Annotated in this window: 18 protein-coding genes; 7 read left to right on the forward strand and 11 right to left on the reverse strand. The window is 62.5% G+C overall.

Going from position 1 to position 21,612, the window contains the following annotated elements; all coding sequences use genetic code 11:
* The first annotated feature begins 8 nt into the window (after positions 1 to 8).
* From AC1RDS_RS05530 to hemP, 3 genes are all read left to right on the forward strand, one after another.
* Complete coding sequence (locus AC1RDS_RS05530; protein ID WP_092696639.1) at positions 9 to 725, forward strand: MotA/TolQ/ExbB proton channel family protein; 717 nt, start codon at positions 9 to 11, stop codon at positions 723 to 725.
* 3 nt (positions 726 to 728) lie between these two features.
* Positions 729 to 1,139 (forward strand): ExbD/TolR family protein, encoded by a 411-nt coding sequence (locus AC1RDS_RS05535; protein ID WP_092696638.1) that lies wholly within the window; start codon positions 729 to 731, stop codon positions 1,137 to 1,139.
* Positions 1,140 to 1,342: 203 nt separating this feature from the next.
* On the forward strand, positions 1,343 to 1,558 hold the full coding sequence (hemP, locus tag AC1RDS_RS05540; protein ID WP_348684043.1) for a hemin uptake protein HemP: 216 nt from the start codon (positions 1,343 to 1,345) through the stop codon (positions 1,556 to 1,558).
* Between the two features lie 291 nt (positions 1,559 to 1,849).
* Here hemP and AC1RDS_RS05545 read toward each other — a convergent pair whose 3' ends face one another.
* Positions 1,850 to 2,257 (reverse strand): GlcG/HbpS family heme-binding protein, encoded by a 408-nt coding sequence (locus AC1RDS_RS05545; RefSeq protein WP_348684041.1) that lies wholly within the window; start codon positions 2,255 to 2,257, stop codon positions 1,850 to 1,852.
* Between the two features lie 217 nt (positions 2,258 to 2,474).
* On the opposite strand from AC1RDS_RS05545, the gene AC1RDS_RS05550 reads away from it, so the two are divergent.
* Entirely contained in the window at positions 2,475 to 3,170 is a 696-nt protein-coding gene (locus AC1RDS_RS05550; protein WP_092696636.1) for a Bax inhibitor-1/YccA family protein, read from the forward strand.
* A 296-nt stretch (positions 3,171 to 3,466) separates the two neighbouring features.
* Here AC1RDS_RS05550 and rlmD read toward each other — a convergent pair whose 3' ends face one another.
* The 3 genes from rlmD to AC1RDS_RS05565 form a co-directional block, all read right to left on the reverse strand.
* Complete coding sequence (rlmD, locus tag AC1RDS_RS05555; RefSeq protein WP_287877422.1) at positions 3,467 to 4,930, reverse strand: 23S rRNA (uracil(1939)-C(5))-methyltransferase RlmD; 1,464 nt, start codon at positions 4,928 to 4,930, stop codon at positions 3,467 to 3,469.
* A gap of 59 nt (positions 4,931 to 4,989) precedes the next feature.
* Positions 4,990 to 5,283 carry a hypothetical protein gene (locus tag AC1RDS_RS05560; RefSeq protein ID WP_287877424.1) on the reverse strand — a complete coding sequence of 98 codons (294 nt, stop codon included), beginning with the start codon at positions 5,281 to 5,283 and terminating at the stop codon, positions 4,990 to 4,992.
* A gap of 90 nt (positions 5,284 to 5,373) precedes the next feature.
* Complete coding sequence (locus tag AC1RDS_RS05565) at positions 5,374 to 5,853, reverse strand: Lrp/AsnC ligand binding domain-containing protein (RefSeq protein WP_287877426.1); 480 nt, start codon at positions 5,851 to 5,853, stop codon at positions 5,374 to 5,376.
* A gap of 120 nt (positions 5,854 to 5,973) precedes the next feature.
* Between AC1RDS_RS05565 and putA the strand changes: the two genes are divergently transcribed.
* Positions 5,974 to 9,732, forward strand: a complete 3,759-nt coding sequence (gene putA, locus AC1RDS_RS05570) for a trifunctional transcriptional regulator/proline dehydrogenase/L-glutamate gamma-semialdehyde dehydrogenase (RefSeq protein WP_287877428.1) — start codon at positions 5,974 to 5,976, stop codon at positions 9,730 to 9,732.
* Positions 9,733 to 9,834: 102 nt separating this feature from the next.
* Here the strand turns inward: putA and AC1RDS_RS05575 are convergent, their stop codons facing one another.
* The 5 genes from AC1RDS_RS05575 to AC1RDS_RS05595 form a co-directional block, all read right to left on the reverse strand.
* A complete protein-coding gene (locus AC1RDS_RS05575; protein ID WP_092696632.1) occupies positions 9,835 to 10,905 on the reverse strand; it encodes a DUF6352 family protein in 1,071 nt (356 codons plus the stop codon).
* A gap of 210 nt (positions 10,906 to 11,115) precedes the next feature.
* Positions 11,116 to 11,733 carry a 2'-5' RNA ligase family protein gene (locus AC1RDS_RS05580; protein ID WP_348684037.1) on the reverse strand — a complete coding sequence of 206 codons (618 nt, stop codon included), beginning with the start codon at positions 11,731 to 11,733 and terminating at the stop codon, positions 11,116 to 11,118.
* Positions 11,734 to 12,102: 369 nt separating this feature from the next.
* Complete coding sequence (locus AC1RDS_RS05585) at positions 12,103 to 14,058, reverse strand: hypothetical protein (RefSeq protein WP_210436195.1); 1,956 nt, start codon at positions 14,056 to 14,058, stop codon at positions 12,103 to 12,105.
* A gap of 24 nt (positions 14,059 to 14,082) precedes the next feature.
* Complete coding sequence (locus tag AC1RDS_RS05590; RefSeq protein ID WP_060985210.1) at positions 14,083 to 16,011, reverse strand: coiled-coil domain-containing protein; 1,929 nt, start codon at positions 16,009 to 16,011, stop codon at positions 14,083 to 14,085.
* Positions 16,008 to 16,502, reverse strand: coding sequence for a hypothetical protein (locus AC1RDS_RS05595; protein WP_296337122.1), 495 nt, complete (start codon positions 16,500 to 16,502; stop codon positions 16,008 to 16,010). Before AC1RDS_RS05595 ends, AC1RDS_RS05590 begins: the two co-directional genes overlap by 4 nt.
* A gap of 439 nt (positions 16,503 to 16,941) precedes the next feature.
* On the opposite strand from AC1RDS_RS05595, the gene AC1RDS_RS05600 reads away from it, so the two are divergent.
* Positions 16,942 to 17,820 (forward strand): hypothetical protein, encoded by an 879-nt coding sequence (locus AC1RDS_RS05600; RefSeq protein ID WP_492226730.1) that lies wholly within the window; start codon positions 16,942 to 16,944, stop codon positions 17,818 to 17,820.
* Here the strand turns inward: AC1RDS_RS05600 and AC1RDS_RS05605 are convergent.
* Positions 17,817 to 18,962 carry a competence protein CoiA family protein gene (locus tag AC1RDS_RS05605; RefSeq protein ID WP_060985207.1) on the reverse strand — a complete coding sequence of 382 codons (1,146 nt, stop codon included), beginning with the start codon at positions 18,960 to 18,962 and terminating at the stop codon, positions 17,817 to 17,819. The genes AC1RDS_RS05600 and AC1RDS_RS05605 overlap by 4 nt on opposite strands.
* Positions 18,963 to 19,249: 287 nt before the next feature.
* Positions 19,250 to 20,311, reverse strand: a complete 1,062-nt coding sequence (locus tag AC1RDS_RS05610; protein ID WP_060985206.1) for a DUF3800 domain-containing protein — start codon at positions 20,309 to 20,311, stop codon at positions 19,250 to 19,252.
* Positions 20,312 to 20,481: 170 nt separating this feature from the next.
* Between AC1RDS_RS05610 and AC1RDS_RS05615 the strand changes: the two genes are divergently transcribed.
* The gene (locus AC1RDS_RS05615; protein WP_060985205.1) at positions 20,482 to 21,384 is read left to right on the forward strand and encodes a bacteriophage abortive infection AbiH family protein; all 903 of its coding nucleotides are present in this window, start codon (positions 20,482 to 20,484) and stop codon (positions 21,382 to 21,384) included.
* The last annotated feature ends 228 nt before the right edge of the window (positions 21,385 to 21,612 follow it).

Genomic DNA, 21,612 nt, shown 5'->3' on the forward strand with positions numbered 1-21,612 from the left:
GAGTTTTCATGGAATCGCAATTCGGCATCGCCAACGTATGGACACAGGGCGACTTCGTCACCCGCGCCGTCGCCATCCTGCTGCTGGCCATGTCGCTGGCCTCATGGATCGTGATTCTCATCAAGGCGCTGGACATCGTCCGGTTCAAGAAGCACGCCCGCTCCGCGCAGGACTTCTGGCACAGCGAAGACTTTGCCGCCGGACTGACCAAGCTGGGCAATGACCCCGCCAACCCGTTTCGCCACCTGGCGCTGGAAGGCCGCGAGGCAACGGCCCACCACCGCAACACCAAGGTCCATCTGCACGACACGCTGGACGTGAGCGACTGGGTCACACGCTGCCTGCGCAACTGCATCGACGAGTTCACGGCACGCATCCAGTCCGGCCTGGCCATCCTGGCCTCGGTGGGCTCGACGGCTCCCTTCATCGGCCTGTTCGGCACCGTGTGGGGCATCTACCACGCACTGCTGGCCATCGGTACGTCGGGCCAGTCCACCATCGACAAGGTGGCCGGCCCCATCGGCGAAGCGCTGATCATGACGGCGCTGGGCCTGGCGGTGGCCATCCCTGCCGTGCTGGGCTACAACGCGCTGGTGCGCGGCAACAAGTCCATCCTGACCGGCCTCAACAGCTTTGCGCACGACCTGCATGCCTACTTCGTCACCGGTGCCCGGGTGAATGCCGGCGAACCAGCCAAGGTGCTGCCCATGAAGAAAGGCAGCTAAGCCATGGCCTTCGGAACCCAGGACGACTCCGACGAGGTGATGAACGAGATCAACATGACGCCGCTGGTGGACGTCATGCTGGTGCTGCTCATCATCTTCATCATCACCGTGCCGGTGATGAAGCATTCGGTGAACGTGGACCTGCCCCGCGCCACCAACCAGCCCGAGCTCATTCAACCCGAAACCGTGCGCCTGTCGGTGGCCGCCGACGGCCAGTATTTCTGGAACGGCGCGCCCGTGGCCGACGAAGAACTGTCCACCCGCCTGCAGGCAGAAGCCAGCAAAACGCCGCAGCCCGACCTGCACATCCGGGGCGACAGAGCGGTGCGCTACGAACGCGTGGCCCAGGCCATGGCGGCAGCACAGCGCGCGGGCGTGCGCAAGATCGGCTTTGTCACCGAGCCGCAGCCGTAAACCAGGCACCACGGGGCAGCGACCACTCCACGGTTCGCCCGAACGCCGGAACGCTTGGGCAAACAAGGGCTTCCACTTGGCAGTACCGGGGCAGTGCGATATCCGCCCGGCCCCTTTTTATCCCTTTTCAGCAGAAATCACTTGACTTGCAATTGCGAATCGTTATCATTAACAAACCGAATCGCAATGCACCTGGACCTCTCATGCAAGCCACTTTGACCAAAGCTTCCTCGCTGTATTTCGCCAGTTCCGGGTCGGTGGCCTCTCCACCAACCGTGCCCAGTTCACAGCTGCCTGATACAGCAGCAGTGGACAGCAGCACGCTCTTGCAGGGCCACAAAACCGTGGCCATCCGCCACAACGGATCGGTGTACCGCCTGCAGGCCACCAAGCTGGGCAAACTGATTCTCACCAAATAAATCGGACCGCCAGCCAGCGCGCTCGCACGCGCCACCTCGCAGCTGGCGTCTTTTCAGGGTTTCATCGTGGGGAGACTCCCGGGCTTGTCACAAGCCCGACAGGGTCTTTTTTGCCAGCCAACGGGCGTGCCCGCGTAGCCAGGCTTTTTTTCCAGCCCCCGCTGGCAGAAACTTTGGCGGCATCAAAAAACCGGTCCTTGAGACCGGTTTTTTGATTTGGAGCGTTTTCCGCCTGCAGCGCTTGATGGCAGAGCGCAAGCGGCTATCCACCCCATAGCATCCCATCGCCCATCAGAGGCCCAGCGCCGCAATGCCTGCGCGTGCAACCTGCGCATCCTCGGAGGATTTCACGCCGCTCACGCCCACGGCCCCCAGACAGTGCCCGTCTTTCAGGATGGGCACGCCGCCTTCGAGCAGACCCTCGATGGCAGGCGCGCTGAGAAACGCCGTGCGGCCGCCATTGACGATGTCTTCATACACCTTGCTCTCGCGGCGGCCCAGTGCGGCCGTGTGGGCCTTGGCCGGCGCGATGTGCGACGACACCGCCGCCGCGCCATCCAGGCGCTGCAGCCACAGCAGGTGGCCGCCATCGTCCACGATGGCGATGGTCACGGCCCATTGGTTCTTCAGCGCTTCGGCTTCGGCTGCCGCCGCGATCTTCTTGACATCGGCCAGTTCGAGTACGTGTTTGGTTTTCATGGTTGCACCGCAGTTGAGGGGGCTGGTGATCAGTGACCAGGCCACCCGAATGGAAACGGCAAGCATAGCGGCAGCCGGCGCCCGGCAAACCCCTGCATGGGGTGAAAGAATAATGACCTAAAGTGTCTGACCGGATGCGGTTATTGCTTTTCGTCAAGTCATCGCCACATAGAATCCAGCGGTCTGCACCGTGCAGGCCAACTAGGAGAGACACAAGATGAATGACCAAGTCACCACCCTGGGCCACTCTGCGGGCTATGGCATCTCGCAGGAGCAGCGCCACAAGGTGCTGCGCAACACCTACTGGCTGCTGGCCCTGAGCCTGCTGCCCACCGTGCTGGGCGCCTGGATTGGCGTGGCCACCGGCATCACCCAGTCGCTGCGCGGCGGCGTGGGCCTGATTGTTTTCATGGGCGGCGCCTTTGGCTTCATGTTCGCCATCGAAAAGACCAAGAACTCGGCGGCGGGCGTGCCGGTGCTGCTGGGTTTCACCTTCTTCATGGGCCTGATGCTGTCACGCCTGATCGGCATGGTGCTGGGCTTCAAGAACGGCACCGACCTCATCATGACGGCCTTTGCCGGCACGGCGGGCGTGTTCTTTGTCATGGCCAGCCTGGCCAGCGTGATCAAGCGCGACCTCTCGGGCATGGGCAAGTGGCTCATGGTGGGCGCACTGGTGCTGATGGTGGGCGCGGTCGTCAACGTGTTCGTGGGCTCGTCGGCCGGCATGATGGCGATCTCGGTGGCCGCCATCGGCATCTTCAGCGCCTACATGCTGTATGACCTCAAGCAGATCCTGGATGGCGGCGAAACCAACTACATCAGCGCCACCCTGGCCCTGTACCTGGACATCTTCAATGTGTTCCAGAGCCTGCTGGCCCTGCTCGGCATCATGGGCGGCGAGCGCGACTGATTGCGCCGCGCGCATCTTGACGACTGCCCACAAGGCTCCTTCGGGAGCCTTGTTCATTTCTGCCTTCCCCCGATCAGGCCTCAAGAGCGCGGCGGGCCTGCCGATGATGCAGACGGCGACATGCGCGAGCACAAGATCGAGGGCAGGCCTGCGGTGCTGGGCAAGAGGGACAGGCCCGAGCGCAGGAACCGCAACGCCGACATCGAAACCGAACCGCGCGACGGCCGCAACCGCAGCTGACGGGCCGGCGAGCGCAGCGCCGGTCTAGAGGCTGCCCCCACCCCACCCGTTCGGGCTCACACCCGTTCAAACACCGCCATGCTCTCGACATGGGCCGTGTGCGGGAACATGTTCACCATGCCCGCCGCCGTGCATCGGTAGCCCGCCAGATGCACCAACAGCCCTGCGTCGCGCGCCAGCGTGGCGGGGTTGCAGCTCACATAGACGATGCGCTGGGGCGGCGTCCAGCCCTCGGCCCCGGCGGGCAGCGGCCCTGCACCGTCGGCGCCGATGCGTGCCTGCTCGATGTCAGCCAGCGCCTTGGCCAGCGCAAAGGCCCCCTCGCGCGGGGGATCGACCAGCCACTTGTCGGCCACACCGTCGGCCACCAGCATCCCGGGGGTCATCTCGAACAGGTTGCGGGCGACGAAATCAGTAGCTGCCAGCGCTTTATTTTCCTGCGCCGCAGCCTGATTCGATGCATAGTTTTCGCGCGAACGCGCCACCAGGGCCTCGCTGCCCTCAATGCCCAGCACTTCGCGCGCCTGGGTGGCCAGGGGCAGCGTGAAGTTGCCCAGGCCGCAGAACCAGTCGATAACGCGCTCGTCTTTCTGCACATCCAGCAGGCGCAGCGCGCGCGACACCAGCACGCGGTTGATGTGCGGGTTCACCTGGGTGAAATCCGTGGGCTTGAACGGCATGGTGATGCCGAAGTCGGGCAGCGCATACGACAACGGTTCGCCGCCTTCATCGAGCAGCTTCACGGTGTCCGGCCCCTTGGGCTGCAGCCACCATTGCACCTGGTGTTCGGCCGCAAAGGCGCGCAGCCGGGCGAGGTCATCCGCGCTCAGCGGCTCCAGGTGGCGCAGCACCAGTGCGGTCACGCTGTCGCCACAGGCCAGTTCGATCTGCGGGCAGGTGTCGCGCGCGTCCATGCCGGCAATCAGCGCCCGCAAGGGCATCAGCATGGCGTCCACATGCGGCGGCAGCACGGGGCATTGCTGCATGTCGGCCACATAGCGGCTCTTGCGCTCATGAAAGCCGATCAGCACCTGGCCCTTCTTGATCACATGGCGCACCGACAGCCGCGCCCGGTAACGGTAGCCCCAGGCCGGGCCCTCGATGGGACGCAGCATGGTCTGGGCCTTCACCTTGCCCAGGTGCCAGAGGTTGTCCTCCAGCACCCGTTGCTTCACGGCCACCTGGGCGCCGATGTGCAGATGCTGCATCTTGCAGCCGCCGCAAGCGCCGGCGTGCAGGCCGAAATGCGGGCAGCCGGGGCGCACGCGCTGCGACGATTCGCGGTGAATCGCCACCAGGCTGGCCTGCTCCCAGTTGTTCTTCTTGCGGTGGGTGTTGGCGGTGACCAGCTCGAACGGCAGGGCACCATCGATGAAAACGACCTTGCCGTCGGGCTTGCGGGCGACGCCCTGGGCATCCAGGTCCATGGACTGGACCTGCAGCCAGCCTTCGGGCAGATCGCTCTGGGAATTCTGCGCGGTGGGTTCAAACGAGGGGGATAGTTCTTTCGGTTCGCTCATCCACCGATTGTCTCAGGCCCGGGGCTGCGCTTGCCCCGGCCCCGGAGATGTGGCTGGGTTCAGCCCCGGTCTGCGCGCGCAGGGCGCATGCCGACCCGCCCCGCGGTGGATGCCAGCGGCAGCTTGTTGATCGTGAGCTCGCAGCCCTGGTCGTTCAGCGAGAACACCAGCGTTGCGCCCGGGGCCACCTGGGGAAGGGTTTCATGGATGTCACGCGACATGTCCACCGGAGGCACGGACGCCCGGTAAACAATCTCCTGATCGGGCGCATACACCAGATAGCAGGCGGCTGCGGCCGACTGACTGGCAAAGGCGGCTACCAGTGCAACAGCAGCGCACGAAAATGCGGACATGGTCTTCTCCTCGATCTGGTTGAAATGGTCATTCATTATGCGGTGAGGACAGCACGCCCCCCAAGCCCGTTGCCGCGCAGCCAGACACCATTACCGCAAATGCAGATGGTTGCTGTGTTTGACCTCCTCCATCACCGCATAAGTGCGCGTCTCGCGCACGCCAGGCAGTTGCCACAGCACATTGCCGGCAAACACGCGGTAGGCATTCATGTCGGCAGATCGCGTCTTGAGCAGGTAGTCGAACCCGCCCGCCACCATGTGGCATTCCATGATCTCGGGGTGCACCTGCACGGCGGCCTTGAACTGGTCGAACACATTGGGCGTGGTGCGGTCGAGCAACACCTCCACAAACACCAGCATGCCCGCACCGAGTTTGATGGGATTGAGCCGCGCTTCGTAGCCCAGGATGAAGCCATCGCGCGTGAGGCGCTGCACGCGCGCCAGCACGGCCGTGGGCGAGAGAGCCACGGCCTCGGCCAGTTTGAGGTTGGCAATGCGGCCGTCTTCCTGCAGGATTGACAGGATCTTGCGGTCAATGCGGTCCAGATCGGTTTCCATGGCGGCAGACATTAGTGAATTATTCTGAAGATACCGCATTCTTTGAATATTCATTCTGTCCACACCCAAGGATCATTGCCAACAACACACCCAACCCGTGTCGGACCCGCACAACCACCGAAAGACTTCACCATGACGCAGCCCACCGCCCAGCCTTCCGCGCCGTTCGCCGACTTCGCCCCCCGCCCCCCGCTGAGCAACCCGCTGCGCGCCGCCATCACCGCCGCCACCCGCCGCCCCGAGCCCGAGGCGCTGGCCCCGCTGCTGGCCCAGGCCCGGCTACCCGCCGATCAAGCAGCGTCGGCCGAGCAACTGGCCCTGCGCATTGCCAAGGCGCTGCGCGAGCGCAAGGCCAGCGCCGGGCGTGCGGGCATCGTGCAGGGGCTGCTGCAGGAGTTTTCGCTGTCGTCGCAAGAAGGCGTGGCGCTGATGTGCCTGGCCGAGGCGCTGCTGCGCATCCCCGACAAGGCCACGCGCGACGCGCTCATCCGCGACAAGATCAGCAACGGCCAGTGGGATTCACACTTGGGCAAGAGCCCCTCGCTCTTCGTCAACGCCGCCACCTGGGGCCTGCTCATCACCGGCAAGCTGGTGGCCACGCACAGCGAGGGCAGCCTGGGCAACTCGCTCAGCCGCCTGATCGGCAAGGGGGGCGAGCCGCTGATCCGCAAGGGCGTGGACATGGCCATGCGCATGATGGGCGAGCAGTTTGTGACGGGCGAGACCATTGACGAAGCCCTGCGCAACGCCCGCACGATGGAGGCCGAGGGCTTTCGCTATTCCTACGACATGCTGGGCGAGGCCGCGCTGACCAGCGAAGACGCCCAGCGCTACTACCAGTCCTACGAGCAGGCCATCCACGCGATTGGCAAGGCCTCTGCCGGGCGTGGCATCTACGAAGGCCCCGGCATTTCCATCAAACTCTCGGCCCTGCACCCGCGCTACAGCCGCGCGCAGTTTGGCCGCGTGATGGACGAGCTGTACCCGCTGGTGCTGCGCCTCACAGCCCTGGCCAAGCAATACGACATTGGCCTGAACATCGACGCCGAAGAAACCGACCGGCTGGAGCTGTCGCTGGACCTGCTGGAGCGCCTGTGCCACGAGCCCACGCTGGCGGGCTGGAACGGCATCGGCTTCGTCATCCAGGCCTACCAAAAGCGCTGCCCCTTCGTCATCGACTACGTGGTGGACCTGGCCCGCCGCACCCAGCGCCGCCTGATGGTGCGCCTGGTCAAGGGCGCCTACTGGGACAGCGAGATCAAGCGCGCGCAGGTCGATGGCCTGGAGGACTACCCCGTCTACACCCGCAAGGTGCACACCGACATTTCGTACATCGCCTGCGCCAAGAAGCTGCTGGCTGCGCCCGAGGCCGTGTACCCCCAGTTCGCCACCCACAACGCCGAGACGGTGGCCACCCTCTACCAACTGGCGGGCAGCAACTACTACGCCGGGCAGTATGAGTTCCAGTGCCTGCACGGCATGGGCGAGCCGCTGTATGAACAGGTGGTGGGCGCCATCACTGCGGGCAAGCTCGGCCGCCCATGCCGCATCTATGCCCCCGTGGGCACGCACGAAACCCTGCTGGCCTACCTGGTGCGCCGCCTGCTGGAAAACGGCGCCAACACCTCGTTTGTGAACCGCATTGCCGACGAGACCATTGCGCTCCATGAACTGGTGAAAAGCCCCGTGCAGGTGGCGGACCAGCAAGCGGCCGTGGAAGGTGCCGCTGGCCTGCCCCACCCCCGCATTGCCACACCCCGGGGCTTGTATGGCGCGCACCGCACCAACTCGCGCGGGCTGGACTTGTCGAACGACAACACGCTGACCGAGCTGGCTGCCACGCTGCAAGCCACTGCAAGCCACGCCTGGACGGCAGCGCCCCTGCTGGCCGCTGACGTGCCCGCAGGCCCCACCCAGCCCGTGCGCAACCCGGCCGTCCACAGCGACGTGGTGGGCCAGGTGCAAGAAGCCACCACCACCGACGTGGACCAGGCCCTGGCCCACGCCCAGGCCGCCGCCGCCCCCTGGGCCGCCACGCCGCCCGCCGAGCGCGCTGCCGCGCTGCTGCGCACCGCCGACCTGCTGGAAGCGCGCATGCAGCCCCTGCTGGGCCTGCTGATGCGCGAAGCGGGCAAGAGCGCCAGCAACGCCGTGGCCGAAGTGCGCGAGGCCGTGGACTTTCTGCGCTACTACGCGGCCCAGGTGCAGAGCACCTTCGACAACGCCACCCACATCCCGCTGGGCCCCGTGGCCTGCATCAGCCCCTGGAACTTTCCGCTCGCCATCTTCATGGGCCAGGTGGCGGCCGCGCTGGCTGCGGGCAACCCCGTGCTGGCCAAGCCCGCCGAGCAAACCCCGCTCATCGCTGCCGAGGCCGTGCGCCTGCTGTGGCAGGCCGGCGTGCCCCGTGCCGCCGTGCAGCTGCTGCCCGGCCAGGGCGAGACCGTGGGCGCCCGCCTGATTGGCGATGCCCGCGTGATGGGCGTGATGTTCACCGGTTCCACCGAAGTGGCGCGCATCCTGCAGCGCACCGTGGCCGGTCGGCTCGATGCCGCGGGCCGCCCCATCCCGCTGATTGCCGAAACCGGCGGGCAGAACGCCATGATCGTGGACTCGTCCGCGCTGGTGGAACAGGTGGTGGGCGATGCCGTGTCGTCCGCCTTTGACAGCGCAGGCCAGCGCTGCTCCGCCCTGCGCGTGCTGTGCGTGCAGGAAGAAGCCGCCGACCGCGTGGTCGAGATGCTGCAAGGCGCCATGGGCGAACTGCGCGTGGGCAACCCCGCCGAGCTGCGCGTGGACGTGGGCCCCGTCATTGATGCCGAGGCGCAGGCAGGCATCACCCAGCACATCGAAAAGTTCAAGGCCCAAGGCCATCGCGTATTCCAGCACCCGAATCACATGTCTGCAGTCAGCGCACGGGGCACCTTTGTGCCGCCCACATTGATCGAGCTGAGCCACATCGGCGAGTTGCAACGCGAAGTCTTCGGCCCCGTGCTGCACCTGGTGCGCTATGCGCGCAACGACCTGGACGGTCTGCTCGACCAGATCAACGCCACCGGCTACGGCCTGACGCAGGGCGTGCACACCCGCATCGACGAAACCATCGCCCGCGTGGTGAACCGCGCCCATGCGGGCAACATCTACGTGAACCGCAACATGGTGGGCGCCGTGGTGGGCGTGCAGCCCTTTGGCGGCGAAGGCCTGTCGGGCACGGGGCCCAAGGCCGGCGGGCCGCTGTACTTGCTGCGCCTGCTGTCGCAGCGCCCGGCCGATGCACTAGAGCGCACCTTTGCCGGGGCAGACAGCACAACCCCGCCCGACACCGTGCGGCGCGAACGTCAGCTGGCCCCGTTGGGCACCTTGCAGCAATGGGCGCACCACCAGGGTAACCTGGCCCTGGCAGGCCACTGCCAGCGCTTTGCGCAGCAAAGCCAAAGCGGCACCGCCCGCACCCTGCCCGGCCCCACGGGCGAGCGCAATGTCTATACGCTGGCCCCCCGCGCACATGTGCTGTGCCTGGCACAGAGCGCGGACGACCTGCTGGTGCAGACCGCCGCCGTACTCGCCAGCGGCGGCATGGCCCTGTGGCCTAGTGCCCAGTCCCCCCTGCGCGCACAGTTGCCCACGGCGGTACAGGCGCAGGTCCTGCTGCAGGACAACACGCTGAACGACGGCACGCTGGAGCTGGACGCCGTGCTGCACCATGGCGACGCCCCATCGCTGCAAGCCGTGTGCAAGGCCCTCGCTCGCCGCGCCGGGCCCATCGTGGGCGTGACCGCGCTGCAGCCCGGTGCCGCAGACATCCCGCTGGAGCGCCTGCTGATCGAACGATCCCTCAGCGTGAACACGGCAGCAGCAGGGGGCAATGCGAGCCTGATGACGATTGGCTAAACGCCAGGCACTGCGCAGCTACCCATCGGCAAGAGAATTTGAATCAAATGAGCTGATATCGCTTATGTATAAAGCGCTTGAAGCTCTTTATTCAATAGCATTTCAAGATGAAGACGCCAGTGGCAAATTGAGCAGCAGGTTCTGCGGCTTGATGCGCACCACACCCTCGGCGTTGGTGGCCAGCCCCAGGTACACCGGCTTGCCCGCCACATCGGCGCGCATCTCGGCGGGGTTGGCGAAGGTCAGCGTGAACAGGCTCACCAGGCGCGCCATGCGGTCGGCCTCGACCGGGTGGCCCTGGTACAGGTCGTTGAGGATGGCGGTGGACTCCACATCCAGCCCTACATGCCAGCGCCAGGCGCTGTCGGTGACCTGGTGCACAGGCTCGACGCGCACCTGCACGCCCAGGAAGTGCTGCACCCAGCGTTCCAGCACGCGGGCCAGCGCCTTCAACCCGGAGCGCGCTCGCGTCATCTTGAAGGTCAGACCATGGCTCAGGTCCTGCGTCAGTTCATGGGTCAGGTCGAGCAAAAACCGGTAGCGGCCACTGTCCTGCCAATACGCCGCCGCGTTGTCGGCACCGAGCACTTGCAGTTCGACGTGCGGCTGCAGTGCGCCGCTTTCCAGCAGCAGCCGCCCTACATCGCCCAGGCCTGCGGTTTCGTTGAGCATGTCCAGCGTGGCGCGGTCGCCAGCCAGCATCTGCCCATCCTGCAAGCTCACGCGCTGCGACCGAAACAGCATCTCGGCTGCGCGGGCCTCCACGGCGTCGTTGCAATCGTTCAGCAGGTTGCGCAGCATGGCCTGCACCATGGCGTCAATGAACACCGCTGGAATGTTGATGGCACCACCGCGCATGAGCTGCAGGTAGTAGGCCTCCAGCGTGCCTGCGCTCACCAACGCATCGCGAAAATGCAGGAAGACGGCGTAGTTCTCGCGCGCGTCGTCGTCCGCCAGCACCGCCAGTTCCTGCGGCGCCACGGGCCGCAAAGGCGATGTGGCCAGAGACTGGTGCAGGGCCATTTCGGCAGCGCACGACTCGGGCACCAAGGCAAGCTCGGGCCTTGCCAATATCCACTGAAAATACGTTTCAGTAGGAACGAGCCAGCCGCGCGCATTTCGCACGAGCGCGTGAAAGCCGCATGGGGGCCAGAAGTCTGTGGACGAATTCATGTGGCAGCGCCTCGAGCTGGCACCCGTACGCAGGGAAGAAAAATATTCATAGAAGGTAAAGCGCGGTCCCCGGAGAGCCCCTCGGGTCGGATCACGGCGCGCAAAAAAAGGAGCAAGGTCCCATTGTGCCGATGGGCGCGCACGAGAATGGCAAAAGGACTCTTAAGGCACCATGATCACACACCCGTGGAGGAAAAAACGCAAACCACATCACATGCACCGCAGGTCCTGCAACGTCCACCGTCCCAGCACCCGGTACGGCCCCGGAGAGCCGCGCAGGTTGTAGAGCAACTGGAACTCCCGCACCGTCCACCCCACGGGCTCCACCGGATGCGGCTGCACCACAGAGGGGCTGTAAATCAGGGTCATGTGAGGGGTCACGGAAGGTACACCATGTGCCGCACCTGCCCCACCAGAAAATGCACTGTCCAGCGCGCCGTACAAGGAGCGGTGGAGTTCCAGAAAACCGGCCACACCCGCGCCATGGCCACACAACACCAGGGGGCGCCTTGCATTGCGCCGCTGAAAGCTCAGACAACGGTCCAGCCGCAGGGTGAATGCAGGGGCATCCACCTGCGCAGCTGCCAGGCGTGCAAGACCGACCTTGTGCGCTGGAAACTCAGCGTCCCACCCCAGGGACACCAGCGTGACATGCAAGCGCTCCCTGCGCACCTTGCTGCCTTCCAGGTGGCGCAGAGCCATCTCCTGATCGCACAGGCGATCTGCTTTTAGCCCTGCGTCGGCATCCGCAAGCACGGCAAAGAAAACATGGTGATGGAGGCCCGGCGCAGACGCGATACCGGGCAGCAGGGACTGGTCGTCGGGCATGTCACCGCCTCCTTCAACGAGCCAAGCACCTTAGCGCGCGAGCCGGGCCCCGTCCAGATTCCGCCGCCCTGTCGTCAGGCCGCAGGCTTCGCGCAGGCGCCAGGTCGCCTGCCGCGCGGCACTGTCACTTCATTCCCACTCCATCATCAACAAGCCGCCCAAACCCGCATGGTTAAAGGACTTGGCGGTGATCGACATGGGTCTCTACCGTCGCTTTTACCGTCAGAAACGCAGATCTTTTGCTGGCGCGGGAGATGGAGCGATTTGCGGGGGATCGACGTTTTCGACACCATCATCAATCAAGTGCAAGCATACCGAAAGATTTGTCCCGCCGCCCGGCAATCAATCGAACGTATCGCCTGACAGGTTCTAGCTCGAGTCGCTGTCGCCGACGAAGTTACCTGCTTTCGCCGAAAGCGCTGACGGAGAACGAAGTACGCCGGGAACGCGAAACACTACATGGTGGCGCGCCACTCGTGTCCCACTGGGGACGATTGCGTCGTACCAAATGCACTCCTCCAGGCTTGCGGGTGGCCCCCCACGATTCACGAGCTCCAGAACACCAAGCATCCCGAGCTTCACATTGGTACCCTGGTACGAGCCCGCTTGACCGAGGTACTGGCGAGCCACGTCCGCATTGACCATTCCGTGATGTCGCTTGAGTTCGATGATGAATCGATGTGTACCGAACCCGACGTAAATGTCGGCCCGTCCGGCCGCAACGCCTTCGACTTCCGTTCTCACATCCCCGCGCCGAAAATTTCCGGACAGCCACTCCCGAAGATCGGACTGAAACTGAAACTCCGTAGCGCTTGGATCCCGCAGGTACGCGCCGCGCGTCCCTAACTCCTTGAGACCTGCGTCCTGGCGATCCTTGCAGAAAAGGACAACTTGAAGCACGAGCTCATCGAAATCGTCTCGGACTATGCCGTTGTAGTCAGAGCATTGGGTGAAGGCGATGCGAACATCAGAAAGAATACGTTGCACCACGGGATGAACGATATGTTCGCTTCGTCGAGCGCGATCGTCGAGCAAGCCTTCTAGACGTTCGGCGAAGTCGGCCGGCATTTCCCCCACTCGTTGATCATCTTGGAGGACGCGCCGGAGTTGGGGATACGGGGCGCCCTCCTTTGGTTTTCCCGACGCTGCAGCGCCTTTTACGAGTTCGTCGATACGCGCGCGAAGCGTCCTAGAAACCTCTCCATGCGCTTCCAGCCAGCCAGGTTCACACAGGAGATCGTCAAGGTGGCTAAGGAGCCCGCGTTCACGGGCAAACGTAGCTTCGATGCGCGGTCTGAACAATGCATCAAGACCTGAGCCAGCGCAAATGGTGCGGTCTGCGTCGTAAACGTCCAGCAGTCGGTCCATAACCGCCCAGGCGTTGAGCCAGCTCGGTCGCTCCAAATCTTTCGCAAGGCACTCGACGGTACGAAGAAATCTTGCCCACTGAATATCGCGATCCTGACGTGGTTTGAGCCACGAGGGGAGGACGCCCATTTGCAAGAGCCGAGCCCTGTCGGCGACCGCTGCCATCAAGGTTTCCAGGGGAGCTCGCAACGCGTCTGCGGCGGCGCCCGCTGCAAATCCCCGTATCAGATCGATTGATGAGCAATACGCCACAGCGTCTGCGCGATCCTCATCCGCTCGCCGCGCGTGCGAGAAGAATACTCTTGCGGTCTCCAGGCCTTCTAGTATTTCTGGGAGGGAGTCACCTTCAAGCGCCTGGGCAAGATAGGCGAGACCCAACTCGAATGCCGCCTCGCCTTCTGCATCTTCGTTGGTGAGTAGTCGATCAAGAGCACGAAGCAGATCTTGTTCGCCCCAGATGTGAAATGCCGCACCCGTGAGCTTCGCAGCATGCTCTGCAAAGAGACCGCTTTTCTCAGGGCCCAACTCTGTCATTAATCCAAGCGTCTGATACTTGCTGATGGCACCCGACAGCGCGAGACGAAACATTGCCTCGAGGGCATAGGCCGCGACGAGTCCGTCTGCAACGCCTTGGCGTTCATTGACTCGCTGTGCAAGAACAGGCTGCAGCTCTTTACTTATCCGCATGCGGAGTGCATCGCTGTCCACAACGGCATTTGCAGCGTCTCGGAAAGGAAGCGCGTTGCAGCTCTCTCGAAATCCCCTCAGGACTAGGGCATCCAGAACCGATTCGTCCTTCGTATCGGCGGATGAGGCAAGTGACACGAGCACGTCAAGGTAAGGAGCCTTGACCAAAGCATCGGCTTCTGCAGCGATCGCGGCAGCACCCCCTAGTTGCGCGATGGTGAAGGCATTACCAGAAGCAAGCCTCGCCTCAATCTCAGCGATGACCGACATGGATCGCTCCGCTTGACGACTCCGCTACCACAGGTAAGCTCCTGCAGCGGCAACACGACATCTGTCTTTGCCCAAGGCCGACAAGACCGCAGGTGCGTCGGCGCTTGCGATCAAGATCTGTAGGCCTTGTGTTTCGCCGGCGATTTGCTTTAGTTCGCCAAGCAGCGTCGCAAGGTCGCTGTCGCTGGTCTCTTCCGCCCCAGGCGAGTCTATGATGAGCAGTCCGGGATGGCGCCCAACTCCACGCTCGCGCCCCACTCGAATCAGTGCGATGGCGGTGGCAATCCGAAGCCGAAGTCGTTCGCCCGCAGTAAGCTTGCTGAATGAGGTGGCTTGACCACCTTTCTCAAGTCTCATCTGTGCGACCCAGTTCAGTTTTACCTTCTCCAGTCGCAGCACACCGAACGACTTTCCAAGCCGAAGAATCTCCTCGTTCAGACGCTCCAAAAGATCGCCCCGTTGAGCCTCGAAGGCTGAATTGGCTTCGGTGAGAGCCGCATCGACTAGAGCAGCATCAGCAGGGGGAAGAAAACCGGTCGGCTCAGACTGCCTCTCCTTGAGCGCCCCTTCAAGTCGCGCCACCTCCAGTTCCGCTTCGCGACGCGTTACGAAGGCATCGCTCTGAGCTGCCGTGACAAGTGAATCTCGTGTCGTTTGGAGGCTAGTACGCGCGAGCTTCAACTGAGCTCGCAAAGGAGGTAACTCAGCCTTGCTACGTTCTGCAGCTGCTTGGGACATGGCGTGTCGTCGCTCAGCCTCGTCAATGGCATCGCTTGCGCCATCGAGCTGCTCTTCGGCAATCGGCTCTGAGCACAGCGAACAGTTGAACTGGGCGCTTTCGCGTTTGACGCGATCTTTGGTTACGGCCGCATCGCATCGCGGGCAGCAGGTAGGTTGCAGCCCATTGAAGAAGGAAGTCGCGATCAAGTTTTCCCGCAGATTTCGCACGCTTCGCTCATCGTCATCCGCCGTTTGCTTAAGCAGCTTGTACTCGTCCTCTGCCGCCGACACGCGTTGCTCCATCTCGAGTGCGATTGCAGACAGTCGGGCAATCTCGCTGGCCAGTCGATCCAATTCTGCGGCGGTCGCTTGCTCGGCCATGGCCTGAAGCAAGGTCTCGCGCGCGGCCTGGAGCTCTGTCTCGATTCGGCCCCTCGCCTGCAAAGTTCTTGCCGCCGTCTCGGACGTTGCACGCGTTGCGCGGGCGAGTTCCTGCTCCACCTCTTTCTTTGCCGTTGATGCCTGCATGACTGTGCTTGCCCATGGCAGGCCGACGTACATCTGAAGCATCCGAGCCGGGAGCCCGCCCCATTGCACATCGCCCAAAAGAAGTTTGTGGTCTCCACCGAAGTAGAGGGCCCCGGAGAGCGCAGTCCATCCGTGAACGACAGTCTGCTTGTCTTCTTCATCGCCTTGGCGTGCAGGCACAGGATCAAGGTCAAGCGTATCCATCATGAATCGCGACATTGCTGCAGCAAATCCAGGGTCGGATGAGAATTGGTCAAGCGCATCGGCTGCGCCATCGGGACGCAAGCGCGAGAGGGTGCCGCTGGGCACCTTGTCCACCATATCGAACTCAATGAGATATCTCTGGTCGTCAACCTCAAAGCCTACAACTACCGACTCCAGCCAACTGCGCACATCATCCTGAAGATTCTTCGGCTCGCCGCGAAAGCACCACAGCAGGACTTCGAGCACGCTGGACTTGCCGACCAGATTTGCATGGCTCGTCACAGCCCACACGCCCGACGACAGCCCTGACCAGTCAAACGCGATCTTGCCGGTGGCGGTGCCCTTCTTCTCGCCCGTGAATGCAATGCGGTTGACAACGAGGCTGCGTGCGGGACGCAGCGAACGATCAGGACGGATGCCGCGATGAGAGAGCATTCGCGCCGCCTCTGCAACGGAAACTTTTGCGCTCTCGGCCACTTTCTCAATCCACCCCTGCGTCATGCTGCTAGTCCTTTCTGGATCAGCTCCAGACGATCGCGAACGCGATCGGTGACGGGCGCGATCAAATGCTTCAGTTCCGTAGACGCATACTCTTGCTGCAAGTACTGGCGATCTTTGAGCGCTTTGCCTCCGACCTCGCCCGCGAGGGTTGCGACCACAGCGGCACGATCCTTATACCAAGCGATTTCCGGGGCGGCAGCTGCTAGCTCATTCATCGAAGCGCGGCCGCGACGCGTCAGCAAGTAAAGATGCTCCCGAACCTGGCCAGGCACCCCTTCTCGCTGCACCCGGATCAAGTCGGATGCCCGCAGGATGGCCAGTGGATTGTCCAAAGGCTCAAACGCTCCGAAGTGGTAGCGGATCATGGGCAGCCTGCGCAGATCTGGCTCGCGTGAATCGAATATCTGCTGGACCAGCTGGATCAGTGCCTTGTCTTTGGTTTTCTCAAACTCATTAAGCAGTTCGTTCGCCAGGTAGTCTGGATTGCGCATCCAAAAATCGAGGGCCTGGAGCCGAGACTGGCTTCGCAGGATCGCTACAACGTCCGCGCCCCATGATTCGTCAGTGACTGGCACGCTGCCCGCGTCGATACACGCGAGCAAACGGACAGCGCTCTGTCGGTCGCTGGCTACAGGTATCTCCGTCACGGCCTGTGACCTCCCTGCAATCGCCGTCGCAGCCGATCCAGAAAAAACGCGATCAAGTTCGACATACTGGGTCTCCGTAGTTCTTGAATGTAACCGACCGTAAGGGGTACCTTATGATCAGCGATGCGATAGAATCATCGCGTGCGTTCGTCGACGCCCGCTGCTCACCATGGCCCACCCGGTTCGCCGGGACGACGTGAAGACCTTCGTCTGAGCTTCCCATGTTTCGCGGAGCGCGGCAGTGAGCACCGGGTACATCCGCGGCAACATGAAGGAACGCACCATGGAATTCATCTCTACCACGGCGACTGCCGCCGAAAAGCTTAAGCGCCTGGCCAAGACGCTTCGTAAAACCACGGGTACATCGCTTGCCGTCGCGCTGGATGCTGTCGCCAAGCAGCACGGCTACGAGCACTGGAAGCATGTGACCATGTGCATCGAGCAGACAGCCAACGTCAGTCGCAGCAAACCGCTTCCCGGCTCGCTGAAGGATCTTCTGGATCGGGCAGCCACGCGCAAGCCCGCATCGGCCGAATCACAGAAGGCCTTCACCCAAGGGTTTGTGTTCGCGATGGACGTCAAGGACGCGGAAGAGCTTTCCCTGACCTCCGAGTACGCTGAATGCGACGATGGCTGGTATCTCGCGGCCAAAGATCTATGGCGGGGGCTGGTCCACTACCGTGACGACGAGACGGGCACCACGCTCTTCGAGACACAGTCACCCGAGGACTTGGCCAGCACGGCGCTGGATGACCTGCAGAACTACAGGCTCTTCCGCTATTCGGGCGCGGCCGCCCCCACCTCCCTTGAGGAGGCCTACAAGCAGACCCGCCAGCTCTCCTTCTTCCCTCCCACCCACATCTGGCTCGGCGGAAGGTTCATCGACATTGGCGAAGTTCCCGAAATCCGGGTGGACGGCCAGGTGGTGCTCTCCACCACGCCGGGTTTCACAGTGCTTTCGTCAGACGACAAGCGCTCCCGCTTCGAGAAGTTCGGCCATCTGCTGAATGCAGCGGAGCGGGCGCTGTTCGACAAGATGACGGCACAGGAACAGGACTCCTTGCTTTTCCAACTGGAAAAGCAGACGCCGGTCGGACAGGCGCGATACCAGCCCGTGCACAGTTCGGTGACGTCCAACTGGCGGGATGCCAAGAAAATCTAGCTCTGCGGGGAGTCCTCTACGGCGCCCTCGCCTGGTCGATCGTCGAACCACCATTTGTCAATGGCTTCACGGTCTTCCAGGTGCGAAACCCAACGGTCATCGAACAGCACATCGACGCTGAAGACCGGTTGCGCGTCGTAGGCGACCTCGTGGTCGAAGAAGCGCCCTTGCAGCGCGTCGCAGTGGAGGCAGCCGTTGGACAGGTAGGACTGCCCTTCCGTTCGGCTGTATCGCGGCTTGATTGGACCAATGCCATGGTGCGCGAGAAGCGCAGCCGGCAACGTAGACATCAACAACGCGGCTCCCTTGCCATCGTCGTCGAAATCGTAGATATCGGCGGTGACATCTGCGGCGCCCTGAAGCACCCGGCTGGCCGCGAAGCACAAATCGATGACGAGGCCCGTCGTCTTCTTGCAGCGCCAGCACTCGGTGTACGTGGCGCAGACGTCCAGCGGCAAGCTGCGGCCAACCTGTGGCGCAAAGCGCAGTTTTCCACCCAATGCCCCCTCAACAAACCGACCCAGCTCGATGTGCTGCCGCCAGTAATTCGGACCATCACTGTTCTTGCCGGTCGCGAACGCTGGATGGTAGTAAGGCCCCGGCAGTGACACAACGCACGTGTTGGCCTCGGCGTCATGGCCGAGCCTAAATGCCGGCGCTGTCTTTTCGACGGGAATGCTCTGCTGCCGCATGAGCCACAGCGTGCGAATCCCGGCTGCCTGGAGCACGGCTTGGCGATGGGACACCTCATCCAGCGGCAAGCGCCCCCATTGAACCTTGAACGCCACTGACTTCCCGCCCTCTTGACTTGCCAGCACATCGACCGTCCACCTGTCCTCTCCACCCGACGTCCCAGCCGCTTCGACCGAAATATTCCACCCCGCCCGCTGCACAGCCTTGGCGATCATCTCCCTTGCCAGCATGACCTCCGCCGGATCCGTGCCGGCCAGACATCCCTCTTTCTTGGCATGCGCGAAGTACCGTGTGCCGAGCTTCGTTTGCCGAAGAGTCACGTCAGCGCCGCAGCACGTCATCTTCAACGCACGATCCTTGCGGTCCCGAATCCGCAGGATTTCCCAGCGCTCGGCATCGAAATCGATGGAGAGCAGTTCTTGATCGCCTGAAGTGCATCTGAACGACATGAATCTAGGTACTCCTTCCTTCACCCGCTGCCAGGACAACCTAGCGGCAGGCTCCCCAACCGCGCTTCTTCACGGCTGCCCGGATCTTGTCTTCCCATGCCGAAGCGTGCGTGAATGTATGGTATTTGATTGCCCGAAGAAATCCAAAGTGAAGAAGCTCCACATCGAGTTGACCGATCCATGGAACTCACTCCTGTCTAAGATCGCTCCGCTCGCCGAAAGACGCACGAACCTCATGACGAGTGGCGTTGCAGTCACCTACCTTAGTGCAACGCTGAACCAATCGCCTAGCTTCCGGACTGGCCGTGAAAGTGAGTGGCGAAATAGTCAATCACCTCCGCGGCCTGCGTACCTTGGCGAAACCGGCGCTGTGCCTCGAAATCGATCGACGGCACCATATGAATGAACTGATGGTCGGCATAGAGCCCCATCACCGCTTCGGCATCCAGCCCTGCAACACGTTGGCCAGTCAACGTATTGGCCGCTTCGATGGCAGCGCCGATCATCATGTCGGCCAACTGCACAGCCGGGCTGGTCTTCGAGTCGACCTGCGTCACCGATGTGAGCTTGAGCGGAAACTTGATGCGTGCGATCTCGGACTGGCGGAATTCGATGGTCTGGTCGTGATCGATGTAACGCTGCAGCAGATCGCGGTAGGTGAGCAGGTTCTTGGACTGATCATGCTCAACAAAATAGGGGCCGGCGGCCATTTCTTCCATGCGGCTGACTAACGACTGCAACACCACGAAAGCCGCATCGGTGCTGACGCCGGGCGTTGCGATCGCATCCAGGCACTCCGGCGCCGCATACTGTGCCAACGGCCCAAGCGCCTCCGGGAGCGCTTGCCACTTGGTCTTGCGCGCCGCGGTGACCAGATCGCCAAGAGCCTCCGGCGTCTTTTCCCTGACGGCGCGCTGGAAAGCGGCCTGCAAGCCATCGAAGGCCGCTTTGCCCAAGAGCGTAGGGCCGACGGTGTACAGCAGCGATGCCATCCCGTAGTTTTGCCCATCCTCGTAAAAATTCAGCCCCCGCTCGTAGTAGAACGGCTCAACCGCGTAGTCCAGGAACATCAGCAACAGCAGGTAGCGCTTGTCGCAGACGTAGGTCACACACTTGTAGTTGGTCAGGATGTCGCGCTGTAGCCCCAACAGACGGGGATGGTTGCCGGGCCTGCGCGCGAGTGACCGGTACTTGAGCTCAGAGGCTTTCAGCTTCGGAAAATGCTCTTTGATCAGACGCGCAGCATCCTGGTCACTGATGGCGACGGCCGTGGCCCCTTGGAAGCGCTGGTCGGCGTTCAACAGGTCGAACCCTGTGTAGCCGCTCTCGTCGATTCGGAAGCATTCCATTCGATTCTTCCCTGCTCGATATTTTCGCCTGTCCAGCCCGTACTAGTGACGGAGCGGAGTAGGCCGTCTCACTATTGTTTCTACAATCTCGACAAGCATAGCCAAAACCAACTTGACGAGTGCACTCCCTGCATAAGAGGCAGCGCACCTAAATCGCGAGAGGCGCCCCCATGAAACCCCAGAAGCTGTACGTGATCGGCAACGGCTTCGACCTATGGCATGGCATCCCGTCCAGCTTGGCCCGGTTCAAACAATATGTCCAAGCCACTGACCGTGACGTGTACCGAGAGGTCGAGGACTACCTCCCAACCCAGGAGGACTGGAGCGACCTGGAGCGGGCTCTGGCCGACATGGACGTAGATGCGCTGATCGACAACCTGGGGCACTTCATGGGCTCGTACGGCGACGAAAACTGGAGTGACGCGGGGCATCACGATTTTCAGTACGAAGTGCAGAACGCCGTTGAGCGCCTTTCAACCGGCCTGCGGCTGAGGTTTTCTGAGTGGATCCGAAAGCTGCCAATTCCCACCCCGGCAACAGCTCAAAAGCAACTGGCGACGTTGGATGCGGATTCGCTGTTCTTCACCTTCAACTACACCAGCACCCTGAGCTCGCTATACGGAGTGCCTTCCGAGCGAATCCTGTTTATCCACGGCTGCGCCGATCTGGCGGACGATGACCTTGTGCTGGGCCACGCCTGGCATCCGCAGACCCGAAAGTCGCTGAACGATCGCTCCGACATCGAGGAAATCGACACGCGCTTGATAGAGGCCAACGACATCATCGATGACTACTTCTCTGCAACATTCAAGCGCTCGGCGGATCTCATCGCACAGCATCGGGGCTTCTTTGACGCCTTGACCGACATCGAGCAGGTGATCGTGCTGGGTCACTCATTGTCAGACGTCGATGCGGCTTATTTCATGGCCCTGCTTGAGCAGCGTAGCGTCGCGCAAGCCGCTTGGCTCATTGCATGCCGTTCTCCAGCCGATTGGCCAGAAAAGAAGTTACTGCTCACATATCTGGGCGTCGATTCCAATAGGGCTGTCCCAGTTGCCTGGGACAGCTTGTAGGTAAATCGATCATCAGTCTCAAGCAAAAACGCGCAGCTCTTGGGCCGCGCGTTCTCGGCAGAACTGAAGGGCGTGTTGACGGCCTCGGCCCTTAGCATCAACTCGAAGAAGCATTGGATCGAGCACAGATGTACTGTGCACCTCCAGCGCCAACGAAGACCGACAGTGCCACAGCCCAACTTGCCACGAAACTAAATTTGAAGCTTGATTTCTTCATAGTTACCTCCT

The organism is Acidovorax sp. GW823-FHT02H02 (genome assembly GCF_058797075.1).